A 15,454-nucleotide genomic window follows, 5' to 3' on the forward strand; every position below is an offset into this window, starting at 1 on the left:
CAACCGAAGTTTTACTTCTGGCTGTTAAGCCTCAGCGCCAGTTCCGAGCGCAAATAGGGGCTTCGATGAAAGAGATTGCCGACTGCGATCGACTCAACCGGCGGTTGACCGTTCTGCTGCATGGCCGTTGCCGCCAGTCCAGCTGGCAGGTCTTCGATGTCGAGTTGGGCGACATTTCGGAAGGCGGCTGCTGCGTGATCGGCAATGCGGATCGCTTCGCCCAGGGCCAGCATGTTTCCTTGCGCTTCGCGAACTTGCGCAATGTCGAAGGTTCCGTGCGCTGGCTGCGCGAAGACCGGATCGGCGTGGAGTTCCGCAAGCCGATCAAGGCCCGCGTGATCGAGGAACTGGCGGCGAGCTTCGGCCTGCCTGAAACGCGCTCGGCGCCTGCCGGCAATGCCCAGGTGGAATCGGGGCTTGGCAGCACTCTGACCGTCAGCAAGCGATAGGCTGGCGAAGTCTTCTGGCGGGATGGCTGCGCGTGATTTCGAAGATGAGGGGTGGTGGACGCACTAGGGCTCGAACCTAGGACCCGCTGATTAAGAGTCAGCTGCTCTACCAACTGAGCTATGCGTCCACACGATTGGCCCGAAGGTCCGTCGCGCAAGGTAGGGTGGTGGACGCACTAGGGCTCGAACCTAGGACCCGCTGATTAAGAGTCAGCTGCTCTACCAACTGAGCTATGCGTCCACACGGATGGGCCCGAAGACCCGTCGCGGCAAGGAAGGCTTGGTGGACGCACTAGGGCTCGAACCTAGGACCCGCTGATTAAGAGTCAGCTGCTCTACCAACTGAGCTATGCGTCCACGCTACCTGCCTTGAGGGCCTTGCGGCCCCGCCGATTCGGCGGCGGAGCGGTCCGTATAACGTCTGTTTCGCGGATTAGAAGAGGAAACTTTCAACAATTTCAGGAGAAAGATCCCGGCTTCTGATTCCAGCGGTTTACCGCCATTATCGAGCCGATGCAGATCATGTTCGTCAGCATCGACGTGCCGCCATGGCTCATGAAGGGTAGCGGAATGCCAACGACCGGGGCGAGCCCCATGACCATCATCAGGTTGATCGCGACGTAGAAGAATACGGTGGCCGTCATGCCTGCGGCCAGCAGGCTGGCGAAGCGGTCGGGCGACCTGCGCGCGACCGACAGGCTCCAGAACAGCACGATGCCGAAGACGGCGATCACGAAGAAGCCGCCGATCATGCCCCATTCCTCGGCCATGGTGGCGAAGACGAAGTCGGTATGGGGCTCGGGCAGGTACTGCAGGTGGCTTTGCGAACCGTTGCCGAAGCCCTTGCCGAAGATGCCGCCCGATCCGATGGCGATCTTGGACTGGGTGATGTGATAGCCCGTCCCCAGCGGATCTTCCTCGGGATTGAGGAAGGTGAGGACGCGGTTGCGCTGATAATCATGGAGCAGCGTGAAGAAGGCGATCGGGATCGTGATCAGGACGCCCACGCCCGCACTGATGAACCACCAGAGGGGCAGGCCGGCCAGGAACATGATGATCGCTCCGCCAAAGCAGATTGCCAGTGCGGTGCCCAGGTCGGGCTGCAGGATCACCAGAAAGGCAGGAATGCCGATCAACACCCCCGCAGGCACGAGGCCGCGCCAGCTTCCTATCATCGAGGCAGGAAGCGCTTCGTAGAACTTGGCGAGGACAAGCACGATCGCGGGCTTCATCAGCTCGGATGGTTGCAGCGTCATGAAGCCGAGGTTCAGCCAACGCTGGCTGCCGCCACCCATGGCCCCGATCGTCTCGACCAGCACCAGCAGCACGATGATGCCGCCGTAGATCGGATAGGCCGCCTGCCGGAACAGGTTTCGGCTGAAGCGCGAAATCACGATCGCCATGACCAGGAACACGAGGAACCGGATCACGTGGCTCAGCGCATAGGGCTGAAGGTGCCCGCCGGCCGCGGAATAGAGTACGGCGCCGCCCAGGCATACCAGGCCGAAGAGCGGGATGAGCATCTGCCAGGGCTGGCGCGCAACCGCGTCGGGAACGACGGAACGGTTCATTGCGTCCCTCCGTTCGTATTCGTGCGGTCGCTGGAATTCGTACGGGTACTGGAATTCGTGCGCGGGTTCGGATTCTCGGCTGCACCGGCCTCGGCGCTGCCGGTTGCTATCGGTTCAGGACGCGGCGACTGCGCCTCGCGAACGATGGGCTGGCTTTCGCTCTGGTCTTCTTCCGATTCGCGCACCCTGCGGCTCTCTTCTTCGGTCGACACCTTCGGTGCCGTCACGCCGTACTGGGAAACGTAGGACTGGTAGCGCGCATCGAGCCGCTCCTTGGCGGTTCCGCCCCATTCCTTCTCGAATGCGTGCAGCTTCTCGAGCGCGAGCTCTGGATCCCACAAGTAGGTCATGACGTCACGCGCGACGGGATAGGCCGCGCTCGAACCGCCGCCGTGTTCGATGACGACCGCGCAGGCGTAGCGCGGATTGTCGAAGGGTGCGAAGCAGATGAAATGGCCATGGTCGCGATACTTCCACGGGCCGCTCTTGCCGCTGCTGATGTTGAGGCCGACGACTTGTGCAGTGCCCGTCTTGCCGGCAATCTTGATGTCATCGAAGGGCAGGGCGGCACGGTGCGCGGTGCCCGGGCCATTGACGACGTCCGACATGGCCTGGTGCACGTAGTCGAGATGCTCCTGCGAAATGCCCAGCGATGGAATGCGATCCGTTTCATGGCCGTATAGCAGCCGCGGCATGAGAACCTTGCCGCTGGCGATGCGCGAGGCCATGACCGCCTGCTGCAAAGGGTTTACGAGGAAGTAGCCCTGACCGATCGTGGCATTGACCGTGTCGAAGGTCTGCCATTCCTTCCCGTACTTCTTCAGCTTCCAGGCCGGATCCGGGACGGTGCCGTAGGACTGGCCCACCACCGGAAGGTCGAATTCCTGGCCCAGGCCCAGCCTGCGGGCCATCGCAGCGATTGGATCCATGCCGATGCGCTGGGCGAAGTGATAGAAATAGACGTCGCAGCTCTGGTAGATGCCCTTGGCCATGTTGACCTGGCCGTGGCCGCGCCGGTTCCAGCAGTGGAACACGCGATTGCCCACCCTGAGGCCGCCGCCGCAGAAGACGCTTTCGTCGGGGTCGAGCCCGGCTTCCATGAAGGAGAGCGCCACCATCGGCTTGACCGTCGATCCCGGTGGGTAAAGCCCGCGCAGGACCTTGTTGCGCAGCGGCACATGGTCGTCGTCCGCCAGCATTTTCCATTCGAGGCGGCCGATGCCGTCCGAGAAGCTGTTCGGGTCGAAGCTGGGCATCGATGCCATCGCCAGGATGTCGCCCGAATGGCAGTCCATCACCACGACGGCGCCCGATTCCACGCCGATGCGCCGCGCCGCGTAGTCCTGCAAGCCGCTGTCTATGGTCAGCTTGATGGTCTTGCCGGGCACGTCCTCGCGCGTGTCGAGATCGCGCACGATGCGCCCCGAGGCCGTCACTTCAACTCGGCGAGCCCCGGGCTTGCCGCGCAGTTCGTGCTCGAAGATCTTTTCCAGCCCGTCCTTGCCCACCTTGTAGCCTGGCGTGATCAGGATGGGATCGTGGTCCTTCTCGTACTCCTCGGCCGAGGCCGCGCCGACGTAGCCGATCAGGTGGCCCACCGAAGGCCCGGTGGGATAGTCGCGCGAGTAGCCGCGCTGGGTGACGACGCCGGGCAGGTCGGGCAGCCTGACGCTGACCGCGGCGAAGCGCTCCCAGTCGAGGTTCGAGGCGACTTCGACCGGCGCGAAGCCGCGCGCCTTGTCGAGCTTGTCCTCGAGATCCTGCATGTCGACGGGCGACAGTTCTAGCAACTTGCCCAGCTGTGCGATGGTGCGTGCGCTGTCCTGCATGCGCTCGGGAATGACGTCGACGCGAAAGTCAGCGCGGTTCGAGGCAAGCGGGGTGCCACGGCGATCGAGGATCCAGCCGCGCCGCGGCGGGATCAGCGACAGGTTTACGCGGTTGCTCTCAGCTTCGAGCTTGTACTTCTCGTTCTGCGCTACCGCGAGATAGCTCATGCGCGCGGCCAGCAATACGCCGATGCCGCCCTGCACAGTGCCGAGAACCACGGTGCGGCGGTCGAAGCTGTTGCGCAAGGTGGCCATGCTGACATGGCGCTTGAAGTTGAACTTGAATTTGAACTTCATTTGAGGACCATCAACGGCGTAAGCCGGATCCGGTCGATCTTCGCAACGATAAGTCCGACGAGCGGGTATGAGAGCACTGAAATCACGATCTGCGGCACAATAACATGAATCGGGGCAGCGGCGCCGGCGATGTTCACGAGGGCGAGGCTGAGTACGATATAGGCGACGATCAGCCCGATCGCTACCAGCCACTCGGTCACAAAATTGCGCCAGGGCAGCCGGGTTTCGATCACTTCGAGGACGATGGCCGAAAGCGACCAGAGCAGTACGGCCGAGCCGAAGGGCTGGCCCGAGAACAGGTCGTCGAACAGGCCGAGCGGCAGGCCGGCCCAGATCGGGAGCAGGCCGGGTCGCAGCTGCTGCCAGGAAATGAAGAACAGGAAGCCGAGCGGTGGCAGGACCGGAGCCGAGGCGATCATCGCCCAGCCCGGCACCAGCGATGCCAGCATGATCGAGATCCAGGGCAGGGTCAGCGCCACCAGGGGCGAAGGAGCGCGATTGATACGCGGACCGGTCGCAGCGCTGCGTCGCGGTCCCATCATTCGGCGAACGTCTCGCTGTTTTCCCGGGCCGGGGGCGGAGGCTTGGGCGTCCAGACCTTCTCGACCATGACGTAGTCCGTGTCCGACGGATTGCTGAGCACGCGCGCGACCGCACCGTCGCGCACGATCTCTGTCAGGATCGCCATCGGCGTTCCGGGGCGATAGAGGCCGCCAGAGCCCGATGTGACCATGACATCGCCCTTCTTGAGCGGGTTGATGCCAAGGTTGATCAGGCGGATGCGCAAGGTGCCGTCGCCGTTGCCCTGCGCAAAGGCGGGAACGCCGTCGGTAGAGCGGCGGACCGGCACGAGGCTTTCGGTGTCGGTGATGAGCAGGACCCGCGAGGTCGACGCGCCGACTTCGAGGATGCGCCCGACGAGGCCCAGCTTCGAGCGGATCGGCATGCCCTTGGTCAGGCCCTTGTCGCGTCCGGCATCGAGCGTGGCATAGCGCCGCGTGCTGCCGCTGGTCGAACTGGTCAGGCGCGCGGTGGCGACCGCGCCTTCGTCCGATCGCGTCAGGTCCAGCAGCTGCTTGAGGCGCCTGTTCTCGGCGCGGATGGCATCGGCCTCGACAAGGCGCACCTTGGCCTCGGCCAGCTCGCGTTCGAGACGAGCGTGCTCACTGCCGAACTTGAAGAAGCCGGCGATATCGCTGAAGACGGTCTTCGATACCGTGCGTCCCGCAGCCGTTGCCTTCGCCGCCGGTTCGGTGACGTCTGCAGCCGCGCCGCGCAGGCCCGAGAAAGCGCCGGGATTGGCGATGGAGATGACGACGAGTCCCAATCCCACCACGGCGCCGATCGCACCTGCGATGTAGCTGAGGAACGTCGAGTATTGCGCTCTGCGGGAAAAGCCGGAGCGCCGGTTTGCTGGCGGCGCCATGCGCCTTGCACTCCTTCATCGAACGGCCCCGCATCGTGCGCCGGGGCCGCCCGCTTGCGACAGATCAGGCGGACATCAGTACGCCGCGGTAGATCGGGTCTTCCATCGCGCGGCCGGTGCCGAGTGCGACGCAGGACAGCGGATCCTCGGCGACGCTGACAGGCAGGCCGGTTTCCTCGCGAAGGTAGTCGTCGAGTCCCTGGATCAGCGCGCCGCCGCCGGTCAGGACGATGCCCTGGTCGACGATGTCGGCTGCCAGTTCGGGGGCGGTATTCTCAAGCGCGATGCGCACGCCCTCGATGATTGCACCGATCGGTTCGGCCAGCGCTTCGGCCACGTTGGCCTGGCTGATCGTGATTTCCTTGGGCACGCCGTTGACGAGGTCGCGGCCCTTGATGTGGATGGTTTCGCCGATGCCGTCTTCGGGCGTGATGGCGATGCCGTAATCCTTCTTGATGCGCTCTGCCGTGGCGTCGCCGATCAGCAGGTTATGGTGACGACGCACATAGGAGACGATCGATTCGTCCATCTTGTCTCCGCCGACGCGCACCGAAGTGGTGTAGGCGAGGCCGCGCAGCGAAAGGACGGCGACTTCGGTGGTGCCGCCGCCAATGTCGACGACCATCGAGCCGACCGGCTCGGTCACCGGCATGTCGGCGCCGATGGCTGCGGCCATCGGCTCGAGAATCAGGTAGACTTGGCTGGCGCCGGCATTCGAGGCCGCGTCGCGAATCGCGCGGCGTTCGACCGAGGTTGAGCCCGAGGGAACGCAGATCACGATTTCCGGATAGCGGAACAGGTTCTTCTTGCCATGCACCTTGCGGATGAAGTGCTTGATCATCTCTTCCGCGATTTCGATGTCGGCGATGACGCCGTCGCGCAAGGGACGGATGGCCTCGATGTTGTCGGGAGTCTTGCCCATCATCATCTTGGCGTCATCGCCCACGGCCTTGACCTTCTTGACGCCGTTGAGCGTCTCGATGGCCACGACCGACGGTTCGTTCAGCACGATTCCACGGTCCTGTACGTAGACGAGCGTATTGGCGGTCCCGAGGTCGATCGCCATATTCTGGGAGCCGAGTTTGAAGAATCGCGAGAAGGGCGAGGCCATCAGTTATCCGTCGTTTTTCCAGTCATTTGTCGATCACTGCTGGGATCGGATGACAGGCTTGTTGGCATGGAAGGTGGTCCCTTAACCCATCGATTCGGGAAACGCCAAAATTTTGTGTCGAATTGTAGTGGGATTCTTTGGGCGTCCGTCTCGAATTGACAGCGTTTCACCGCTAGAAATGGCCCATGCCCACAATTCGCCGCCTGCCCGAACATCTCGTCAACCGGATTGCGGCGGGTGAAGTTGTCGAACGACCGGCCTCTGCGCTCAAGGAACTCGTTGAAAACGCTATAGATGCCGGCTCCAGCCAGGTGACCGTGCGGATCGCGTCGGGCGGGCTCGACATGATCGAAGTCACCGATGACGGGTGCGGGATGCGGCCCGACGAAATCGCCCTGGCGCTCGAACGCCACGCGACCTCGAAATTGCCGGACGAGCATATCGAGCAGGTTTCGACTCTGGGATTTCGCGGCGAGGCGCTTCCCTCGATCGGGTCGGTGGCCCGATTGACGATAGAGAGTCGCCCGCGCGCCGCCGCCGAGGGCTGGAAGCGAATCGTCGATCACGGCGAAGTCGCCGCCGACGGTCCGGCCGCGCTGCCGCCCGGTACCCGGATCAGGGTGGAAAACCTCTTCGGCAAGGTTCCCGCGCGCCGCAAGTTCCTGCGCACCCCGCGTTCCGAATATGCCGCCTGCCAGGACGTCGTGCGCCGCCTGGCGATGGCCCGGCCAGATGTCGGCTTCGTGATGGAGCATGACGGCAGGCGCGTGGTCGCGGTGCAGCCTCGCGAGGAACTGGCTTCGCGCGTCGCCCGCCTGGTCGCCCGTGAACTGGCCGATGACGGCGTGGTGATCGAGGCCGAGCGCGGAACCGCCAGGCTTACCGGCGTCGCCGGGCTGCCCACCTTCAATCGCGGCGTTGCCGATCACCAGTACCTTTTCGTCAATGGCAGGCCGGTGAAGGACCGCCTGCTGGTCGGCGCGGTACGCGGCGCCTATTCGGACATGCTGGCGCGCGACCGTCACGCGGTACTCGCCCTGTTCCTCGAGATTCCGCCCGAGGAGGTCGACGTCAACGTCCATCCCGCCAAGACCGAAGTGCGCTTTCGCGATCCCGCCTTCGTGCGCGGTTTCCTCGTCGGGGCCCTGCGCCATGCGCTTGAGGGGGCGGGACAAAAGAGCGCGCAGCCGCCATCGGCATCGGCAATGGGCAACTGGCAGGTCGAGCCGACCGCACCCGCAGCCCCGGAGCCGGCTCCCGCTCTCGGCTCGCTCTTTGCCCGGCAATATTCCGCGCCGCGCACCGGCTTTTCCGGATCGCGCCTGTCCGAGGCGGGCACGGCCTGGAAATCCTACGAGGCCGAGGTCATGGCACCGCCTGCCGCCCGCGCCGAGCAGGTCGGCGATGAGCCCGACGAGGCGCTGCACTTCCCACTCGGTGTGGCACGCGGACAGGTCGCCGGGACCTACATCGTGGCCGAGGCACAAGACGGGCTGGTCATCGTCGACCAGCACGCCGCGCATGAACGACTGGTGCTGGAGCGGCTCAAGGCGGCAGGGGCGGAGGATGCCATGGTGCGCAGCCAGGCGCTGTTGCTTCCCGAAGTCGTCGAACTGGAAGAAGTCGCCTGCGATGCGCTGGAGGACAGGATCGACGACATGGCCCGCTTCGGCCTTGTGCTGGAGCGATTCGGCCCGGCGGCCATGCTGGTGCGCGCAGTCCCCTCGGTGCTTGGCAAGACCGACGTCCAGGGCCTGCTGCGCGATCTGGCCGACGACCTTGCAAAGAACGGCGATGCGCTGCTGCTGGGCGAAAAGCTCGATCTCGTGCTGGCGACGATGGCCTGCCACGGTTCGGTCCGCGCGGGCCGTTCGCTGACGGTCGCGGAAATGAACGCCCTGCTGCGCGAGATGGAACGCACGCCGCGCTCGGGCCAATGCAACCATGGACGCCCTACGTGGGTTAAGCTTGCTCATCAGGATATCGAGAAGCTGTTCGGACGAAAGTGATGCGCAAGACATTGGCTGTTCTGGTTTTCCTCTCGCTCCTCGCCGGTTGCGAGGAGAAGGATCCACAAGAGGAAGCCGCGCAGGACGCCAAGGACATCGCCATGGTCGAGCGCATGAGCCGCGAGCCGTTCAAGCCCATCATTCCCGATGCGATTACCTCGGTCGATATCGATCGCTATGGCCTCGATCGACCGGGCTGTTTCTTCCGCAAGACTGAGAAAGTCGGGAGCGCAGGCAGCGCGGACGACAAGCCGGATCCGATCTTCTTTGGTGACAGCGTCGACGGTTTCCTGCGTATCAAGGGCGATCTCAAGCGCTTTGCGGCCAAGACGCAGAGTGCGGAACTGCCCGGCGGTGCGCGTGCGACGTACATCGGGTTGTCGAGCTGGCTGGACATCGTCCGGCTGCCCGACTCGGGAACCGGAGCGGACGGGAATGTCTGGCCGGCCCGCCTGATCCTGCACGATTCGCAGGAACGGGTGGCCTTCATGGCAGACGGCACGGTTGACTGCAGCGCCTGACCGCGCGGTTTTCCCGGCGCCGCGGCGGGGATCAGATCCCCGAAGACACGGCTTTTGCGAACATCCAGAGGCCCATCCCGATCATGAACAGGTTCTCCGTGAGCGAAACGAAGCCGAGCGGGACATTGCCCGAACCGCCGACGCACGCGCACTTGAGTTCGCGCTTCTGGACATAGACCGCGTAATAGACCGAGGCTGCGCCAACCGAGCCGATGAACAGGGCGATGGGAATGGAAATCCACGGCAGCACCTGCGCCGTCATCAGTGCGCCTGCCACCCATTCGAGCACGGGGTAGGCATAGGCATAGGGTACCCAGCGCCGCGCCAGCAGGTCATAGCCTAGGAACATCGTCGAGAATTGCTCGACATCCTGCAGCTTGAGCATGGCCAGCAGCATCATCGAGATCGACACGAACCATTCCATCGGCAGGACTGCCAGGACCGTTCCGAGCGAGGCCCAGCTTGCAGCAAGTGCCAGCACGGCGGCCGTGGCAAAGATCGCGATGACCGGCTTGTAGCTCTTTTCGTCGGGATCGCGGACCTTTTCCCCGAAGAACTTGCGCAGGTCCTGGTAGCCGCCGATGCGTTGTCCGGCGATGAAGGTCTGCGGCGTCGTCTCGACGTCATGCCGGGCCTTGAACGCATCGGTTTGCTCGCGCGTCTCGAGCCATCGGTCGTCGATCCGGTAGCCATGTTTTTCGAGCAGATGCTTGGACTTCAGCCCGAAGGGGCAGATGTGCTTCTCCATCACCATGCGATAGAGAACGGCGGACTTGTTGGGATCGATCATGGCTGTGCAGTTTCGTCTGGAATTTCAGGTGAACTTGGCTCTTGCGGCCTCGAAACGGCGTCCCGGGTCGGGGATGATGCGGTACCGCGCGACGATCATGCTGAAGACGCCGAAAAGGATCAGGCCGGCGGCTACCGCAAGGTAAAGCGGCGCAATATCGCGCAGGTCGGTTATGGCATCGCCGAGCGATAGCGCCTCGCGGCTGCTTTCCAGCCAGCCCGAGCGGATCAGCGACCAGCCCATGACAAGGAAGACGAGACCTCGGGTGAAATAGCCGGCACGGCCCAGCCAGCAGGTGTAGCCCGGCGCGCGGGCCGATACCCGCTTCATGAAGCCGAGGGTAATAGCTTCCTTGACCTGGAACAGTGCCGCCGCGACCAGGCCGACGCCGACCACGCCAAGGGCCACGCCGCCAAGGTCGTATGTGAGGGCGGTCGCGGCCATGTCCTGCGTGCGGCTGTCCGCGTGGGCCTTGCTTCCCATCGCGAAGCGGAGCGCGGTCCACGACAAGCCGAGGTAGATCGCAAAGCTGCACATGTGGCCGACGCGCACGGCAATGCCCTTTGCATCGCTACCGTGGCGTTCGGTGTCGAGCACCGCGGTCGAAAGCCGGAAAAGGGCATAGCCGATAAGGCCGAGGGCGGAGATGAACAGGACGGCAGTGCCGCCGGGGATCTCGTGGATATATTCCATCGCCCCGGCCTGGCCCTGCTTCACGGCCGAAGAGCCCGCCGAGGATATGGCGAGATAGCCGAGCAGGGCATAGACCAGCCCCCGCGCGAAGTAGCCCAGCCTTGCCAGCCAGACGAGTTTTTCAGATTTGTCGACCATTCCCGGTGCGCTCCTGTCGCCCTCGCAACAGCAACGCACCGGATGGACAATGGTGCCCCTTTGCGGGGCGAACCGTGCTCAGACGTTGAACTTGAAGTGCATTACGTCGCCGTCATGCACGACGTATTCCTTGCCTTCCTGGCGCAGTTTGCCGGATTCCTTGGCGCCGCTTTCACCATTGCATGCGACGTAGTCGTCATAGGCGATGGTTTCGGCGCGGATGAAGCCGCGCTGCATGTCGGAGTGGATCTCGCCCGCGGCCTCGGGAGCCTTGGCGCCCTTGTGCACGGTCCATGCGCGTGCTTCCTTGGGGCCGACGGTGAAGAAGGTGAGCAGGTCGAGCAGTTCGTAGCCGGCGCGAATGATGCGCGCGAGGCCGGTTTCGTGCAGGCCCATTTCCTCGAGGAAGACCATGCGCTCGTCCACTTCCATGCCCACGAGTTCGGCCTCGATGGCGGCAGAGACGATGACCGCGGTGGCATTCTCGGCGGCGGCTTTCTCGAAGACGCGCTGCGAGAACGCGTTGCCTTCGGCTGCCGATTCCTCTTCGACGTTGCAGACGTAAAGGACGGGCTTTGCGGTCAGCAACTGGGCCTGCCGGAAGACGCGGGCTTCCTCGTCGTCCTTGGGCTGGGTGAGGCGCGCAGGCTTGCCTTCGCGCAGCAGTTCGAGCGCCTGGCCGAGAACCGAAGCGGCAATCTTCGATTCCTTGTCGCCGCCGGTGGCGCGCTTTTGTGCGGCAGGAACGCGCTTCTCGAGGCTCTCGAGATCCGAAAGCAGGAGTTCGGTTTCGACAGTTTCGGCATCGGCCAGCGGATCGACCTTGTTGTCGACGTGCTGGATGTCGTCGTTCTCGAAGCAGCGCAGGACATGGATGATCGCGTCGACTTCGCGGATGTTGCCGAGGAACTGGTTGCCCAGGCCTTCACCCTTGGATGCGCCGCGCACAAGCCCGGCAATGTCGACGAAGGAAAGCTGGGTCGGGATGATCTTGGCCGAACCGGCAATCGCGGCCAGCTTGTCGAGGCGCGGGTCGGGCACGCCGACCTGGCCGACATTGGGCTCGATGGTGCAGAAGGGATAATTGGCTGCCTGAGCGGCCTGCGTCTCTGTGAGCGCATTGAACAAGGTCGACTTGCCGACATTGGGCAGGCCCACGATCCCGCAACGGAAACCCATGTGTTACTCCGAATGAAAATTTCGCCGCCCATAGCGGTCAGGATCGGTCTTGACCAGTTTCACCTAATCTTCACCCCCCGCGACTATCGCTGCCGGGCATGAAACATGCGATCCGTCTGACCCTGCCGCTGGCCGCCGCCCTCCTCCTCGCCGGTTGCGGTGCAAGCCCGGAAGAGCGCCTGACCCGGGCCGAGCAGGCTTATGCCGCACACAACTATTCGGCTGCGCGCGTCGATCTCGCCAGTGTCATCCAGGAAGCGCCGGAAAACGCCAGGGCGCTGGAATTGCTGGCACGTACCTACATTGACCTGGCGGACCCGGTGTCTGCCGGCAGCATGCTCGAACGTCTGGGCAGGCTGGGCAAGCTGCCCGCCGATGCAGGGGTATTGCAGGGCAATGTCGACCTGATGCTGGGCCATTACGACCAGGCACTTGCCGCGGTCGACGGCGATGGTTCGGCGCAGGCCTACAGGGTGAGGGCGCTTGCGCATATCGGGGCCGGCGATACCGCCAAGGCTGCCCAGGCTTTCGCGGCCGGAGAGAAGGCACCGGGAAGCAAGGGGCGCCTGCTGGCCGACTACGCCAGCTTCCAGCTCGACAGCGGCAACGAGGCGGAGGCGCGGCGGCTTGCCGCTCTCGCTGCGCTGGAGAAGCCGCGCCCGCTCAATTCCTACCTTACCAGCGCCGACCTGCTGGCGACCGACAACAACCTCGACAAGGCACTCACCGTCTTCGAAGCCGGGCTCAAGGCCTATCCCGAAAGCCGCGCGGCCCTGCTCGGCAAGATCAGGGTGCTCGATGCGCTGGGCAAGAACGAGGCGGTCAGGCCGCTTGTCGCCAAGGCGCTGGCCGACAACCCTGGCGATCTCGACCTTGCCTACTTCGATGCCCGGCTCGATGCGCTCGCCGGCAAGTGGCGTTCGGTTCGGGACAAGCTGCAGCCGCGCGAAAGCGTGCTTGAGCAGCAACCGCAGGCCAATGCGCTCTACGCCAAGGCGCTGCTCGAACTGGGGCAGGGCGAGCAGGCGAGGGCGCGGCTGACGTCGCAGTTGCTGCGCGAGCCGGACAACCGGCAGGTCCGCCTGCTGCTCGGCCAGGCGGAGCTTGCGCTGGGCGATGCATCCGATGCGGTGGAGACGCTCGAGCCTTTCGCCGGCCTGACGGATGCGACGAACGAGGAACTCGCATCGCTTGCCAAGGCCTACAAGGCGGCCGGTCGGTCCGATGCGGCTGTGTAGATGCAAAAGTTCAACCATGCGCCGGTCAAAAGGCAACTCATCCGGGCTGGCAGGAGCTGAATGCAGGTAAGGCTCCTCCCGCAGATCGCAGAAGGAGCCTTATCGGGACACCTCGGGGAGCTAGGCCGAGGTCGGATGGACTGCCGGGCAGGCCATGGCGTGATGGGCTGTGCCATGGTGCGAACGCGTGCGTGAGAACGCTGGGCCGGAAAGTCCAAAACCGGGAGTTGCGATCCTGGCGAAAGCCGTGGCCGGTCTTCCGCCTGAGGATCGCTGGCTAAAGGTCAGCGCTTGCCCGATTCCCCGAATCAGGCGATCTGCGCGGACAGTCTGAGTTTAGCGATAGACGCGGCGGCGGCGCGCATAGGCCATGCCGATGAGGCCGAGGCCAAGGATGCCGACCATGCCGGGTTCCGGCACTTCCGAACCGCCCGACGAGGTGGAACCACCCGAGGTCGAAGTCGAACCGCCAGAGCTGGATTCGCAGGTGGAGTGGCCGCAGCCGCAGTAGTGACTGTGCCTCCAACCGCCGGCCATTGCCGGGGTGCTGATGGTCAGCAGGGCGCCGGCTGCGATGGTTGCGGCGAGCAGGGTCTTGCGGATCATGTCAGGATTTCCCGTATTGCAGTTTGACTTGTTGCCTAACTAAGCAATGGCCGTGCCAAATACGGAAAACAGGGATTTTCGATAGTTAATGGCCGCAAGGGGCAGTCGTGCCTGTAAGCTAACTCGACACTATCAATCGATTTCAGGTGTTTAGTTCGCCGCGTAAGGGACGCGGCTGTTCGGGCAGGTGGCTGTTCGGGCAGGTGGCTGTTCGGGCAGGCGGCCGGGCAGGTCGTCCGCGCCGGGCATGCCTCTGTAAGCTAACGGGGGCTCGGTCAGTCCTGCAGGCGCAGCGCGACATCGTTCATGAAGCGCGTGTCGTCGCCCGCGGCAAGCCGGTCGGCTTCTGCGGCAACGGCGCCCAGCATGTCGGAAAGCGGGTCGATCTCGGCCTTGGCGTAGTTGCCAAGGACATAACCGGTGACGCGGTCCTTGTGGCCGGGGTGGCCGATGCCAAGGCGCACGCGGCGAAAATCGGGGCCGAGGTGCTGGGCGATGGAGCGCAGGCCGTTGTGCCCGGCATGGCCGCCGCCTTGCTTCACCTTGACCTTGAAGGGTGCGATGTCGAGCTCATCGTGAAAGACGGTCAGGTCGGACAGGTCGAGCTTGTAGAAGCGCATCGCCTCGCCGACGGAGCGGCCGCTTTCGTTCATGAAGGTGGCGGGCTTGAGCAGGAGGATCTTTTCGCTGCCGATGCGGCCTTCCTGCAGCCAGCCCTGGAACTTCTTCTGGACCGGGCCGAAGCCGTGGACGTCGGCGATCGTGTCGACGGCCATGAACCCGACGTTGTGCCGCTGCATGGCATATTGCGGTCCGGGGTTCCCGAGGCCGACCCAAAGCTGCATCGTCTAACTCCCGACAGCGGAAATGCACACGGCGGAAACGAAAAAGGCCTCTCCCGCGCATCGCGAATTCGCGGCGCGGGAGAGGCCCGGTAATCCGTGGATTACTCGGCTTCGGCTTCCGCCTCGCCTTCGGTCTTGGTCGTGTCGCCTTCTTCGCTCTTCAGAGCCGAGGGCGCAACGATCGTCGCGATGGTGAAGTCGCGGTCGGTGATCGCGCTTTCCGAACCGGCCGGGAGCTTCACGTGGCTGATGTGGATCGATTCGCCCACGTCGAAGCCGGTGACGTCGATCGCGATCTCTTCCGGGATCTTGTCGGCGGCGCAGACCAGCTCGAGCTCGTGACGAACGACGTTGAGAACGCCGCCACGCTTGAGGCCTGGGGCCTTTTCTTCGTTGACGAACGAAACTGGCACGTTGACGTGGACGCTCGCGCCCTTGGCAAGGCGCAGGAAGTCAACGTGAAGCGGACGGTCGGAGACCGGGTGGAAGGCAACGTCCTTGGGCAGGGTGCGCAGCTTCTTGCCGCCGACTTCAACTTCGACGATCGAGTTGAAGAAGTGACCGGTGCCGAGCTGGCGAACCAGCTCCTTAGCCTCGACGTGGATGGCCAGAGGTTCTTCATTGCCACCATAGACAACGGCAGGGACACGGCCATCGCGACGCAGGGCACGGGAGGCTCCCTTGCCAGCCCGTTCACGCGTCTCGGCCGGCAGGTTAAGCGTATCGCTCATAAGGACTTGCCTTTCGAAAAC

At 64.0% G+C, this 15,454-nt stretch carries 15 protein-coding genes and 3 tRNA genes; 4 read left to right on the top strand and 14 right to left on the bottom strand.

Going from position 1 to position 15,454, the window contains the following annotated elements:
- Positions 1 to 65 precede the first annotated feature (65 nt).
- Positions 66 to 449: a PilZ domain-containing protein gene (locus PP1Y_RS18465; protein WP_013833582.1), complete on the top strand. Its 384-nt coding sequence runs from the start codon at positions 66 to 68 to the stop codon at positions 447 to 449.
- 52 nt (positions 450 to 501) lie between these two features.
- Here the strand turns inward: PP1Y_RS18465 and PP1Y_RS18470 are convergent.
- From PP1Y_RS18470 to PP1Y_RS18505, 8 genes are all read right to left on the bottom strand, one after another.
- Positions 502 to 577: transfer RNA gene (locus PP1Y_RS18470), tRNA-Lys, on the bottom strand.
- 37 nt (positions 578 to 614) lie between these two features.
- Positions 615 to 690, bottom strand: a tRNA-Lys gene (locus PP1Y_RS18475).
- Positions 691 to 730: 40 nt separating this feature from the next.
- Positions 731 to 806, bottom strand: a tRNA-Lys gene (locus PP1Y_RS18480).
- A 101-nt stretch (positions 807 to 907) separates the two neighbouring features.
- Positions 908 to 2,020, bottom strand: a complete 1,113-nt coding sequence (gene rodA, locus PP1Y_RS18485) for a rod shape-determining protein RodA (protein ID WP_013833583.1) — start codon at positions 2,018 to 2,020, stop codon at positions 908 to 910.
- Positions 2,017 to 4,146 carry a penicillin-binding protein 2 gene (gene mrdA, locus PP1Y_RS18490; protein ID WP_051010076.1) on the bottom strand — a complete coding sequence of 710 codons (2,130 nt, stop codon included), beginning with the start codon at positions 4,144 to 4,146 and terminating at the stop codon, positions 2,017 to 2,019. Before mrdA ends, rodA begins: the two co-directional genes overlap by 4 nt.
- The gene (locus PP1Y_RS18495) at positions 4,143 to 4,685 is read right to left on the bottom strand and encodes a hypothetical protein (protein WP_013833585.1); all 543 of its coding nucleotides are present in this window, start codon (positions 4,683 to 4,685) and stop codon (positions 4,143 to 4,145) included. Before PP1Y_RS18495 ends, mrdA begins: the two co-directional genes overlap by 4 nt.
- Positions 4,685 to 5,572, bottom strand: coding sequence for a rod shape-determining protein MreC (mreC, locus tag PP1Y_RS18500; protein WP_007015313.1), 888 nt, complete (start codon positions 5,570 to 5,572; stop codon positions 4,685 to 4,687). Before mreC ends, PP1Y_RS18495 begins: the two co-directional genes overlap by 1 nt.
- A gap of 64 nt (positions 5,573 to 5,636) precedes the next feature.
- Positions 5,637 to 6,683 (bottom strand): rod shape-determining protein, encoded by a 1,047-nt coding sequence (locus tag PP1Y_RS18505; protein ID WP_007015312.1) that lies wholly within the window; start codon positions 6,681 to 6,683, stop codon positions 5,637 to 5,639.
- A 185-nt stretch (positions 6,684 to 6,868) separates the two neighbouring features.
- Here PP1Y_RS18505 and mutL point away from each other — a divergent pair, with 185 nt between their 5' ends.
- On the top strand, positions 6,869 to 8,692 hold the full coding sequence (gene mutL, locus PP1Y_RS18510) for a DNA mismatch repair endonuclease MutL (RefSeq protein ID WP_013833586.1): 1,824 nt from the start codon (positions 6,869 to 6,871) through the stop codon (positions 8,690 to 8,692).
- A complete protein-coding gene (locus PP1Y_RS18515) occupies positions 8,692 to 9,213 on the top strand; it encodes a hypothetical protein (protein ID WP_013833587.1) in 522 nt (173 codons plus the stop codon). Before mutL ends, PP1Y_RS18515 begins: the two co-directional genes overlap by 1 nt.
- A gap of 31 nt (positions 9,214 to 9,244) precedes the next feature.
- Here PP1Y_RS18515 and PP1Y_RS18520 read toward each other — a convergent pair whose 3' ends face one another.
- The 3 genes from PP1Y_RS18520 to ychF all read right to left on the bottom strand — a co-directional run bounded on the left by PP1Y_RS18520 (position 9,245) and on the right by ychF (position 12,013).
- Positions 9,245 to 10,003, bottom strand: coding sequence for a MauE/DoxX family redox-associated membrane protein (locus tag PP1Y_RS18520; protein ID WP_013833588.1), 759 nt, complete (start codon positions 10,001 to 10,003; stop codon positions 9,245 to 9,247).
- Positions 10,004 to 10,027: 24 nt separating this feature from the next.
- On the bottom strand, positions 10,028 to 10,834 hold the full coding sequence (locus PP1Y_RS18525; protein ID WP_013833589.1) for a DUF1206 domain-containing protein: 807 nt from the start codon (positions 10,832 to 10,834) through the stop codon (positions 10,028 to 10,030).
- Between the two features lie 78 nt (positions 10,835 to 10,912).
- Positions 10,913 to 12,013, bottom strand: coding sequence for a redox-regulated ATPase YchF (ychF, locus tag PP1Y_RS18530; RefSeq protein WP_007015306.1), 1,101 nt, complete (start codon positions 12,011 to 12,013; stop codon positions 10,913 to 10,915).
- Positions 12,014 to 12,111: 98 nt separating this feature from the next.
- On the opposite strand from ychF, the gene PP1Y_RS18535 reads away from it, so the two are divergent.
- Positions 12,112 to 13,251, top strand: a complete 1,140-nt coding sequence (locus tag PP1Y_RS18535; RefSeq protein WP_013833590.1) for a tetratricopeptide repeat protein — start codon at positions 12,112 to 12,114, stop codon at positions 13,249 to 13,251.
- A gap of 336 nt (positions 13,252 to 13,587) precedes the next feature.
- Here PP1Y_RS18535 and PP1Y_RS18540 read toward each other — a convergent pair whose 3' ends face one another.
- From PP1Y_RS18540 to PP1Y_RS18550, 3 genes are all read right to left on the bottom strand, one after another.
- Positions 13,588 to 13,857 (bottom strand): PEP-CTERM sorting domain-containing protein, encoded by a 270-nt coding sequence (locus PP1Y_RS18540; protein ID WP_007015303.1) that lies wholly within the window; start codon positions 13,855 to 13,857, stop codon positions 13,588 to 13,590.
- A gap of 275 nt (positions 13,858 to 14,132) precedes the next feature.
- Complete coding sequence (gene pth / locus PP1Y_RS18545; protein WP_013833591.1) at positions 14,133 to 14,702, bottom strand: aminoacyl-tRNA hydrolase; 570 nt, start codon at positions 14,700 to 14,702, stop codon at positions 14,133 to 14,135.
- A gap of 101 nt (positions 14,703 to 14,803) precedes the next feature.
- Positions 14,804 to 15,433, bottom strand: coding sequence for a 50S ribosomal protein L25/general stress protein Ctc (locus PP1Y_RS18550; RefSeq protein WP_038576904.1), 630 nt, complete (start codon positions 15,431 to 15,433; stop codon positions 14,804 to 14,806).
- Positions 15,434 to 15,454: the final 21 nt, after the last annotated feature.

The organism is Novosphingobium sp. PP1Y (genome assembly GCF_000253255.1).
Taxonomy (GTDB): Bacteria; Pseudomonadota; Alphaproteobacteria; order Sphingomonadales; family Sphingomonadaceae; genus Novosphingobium.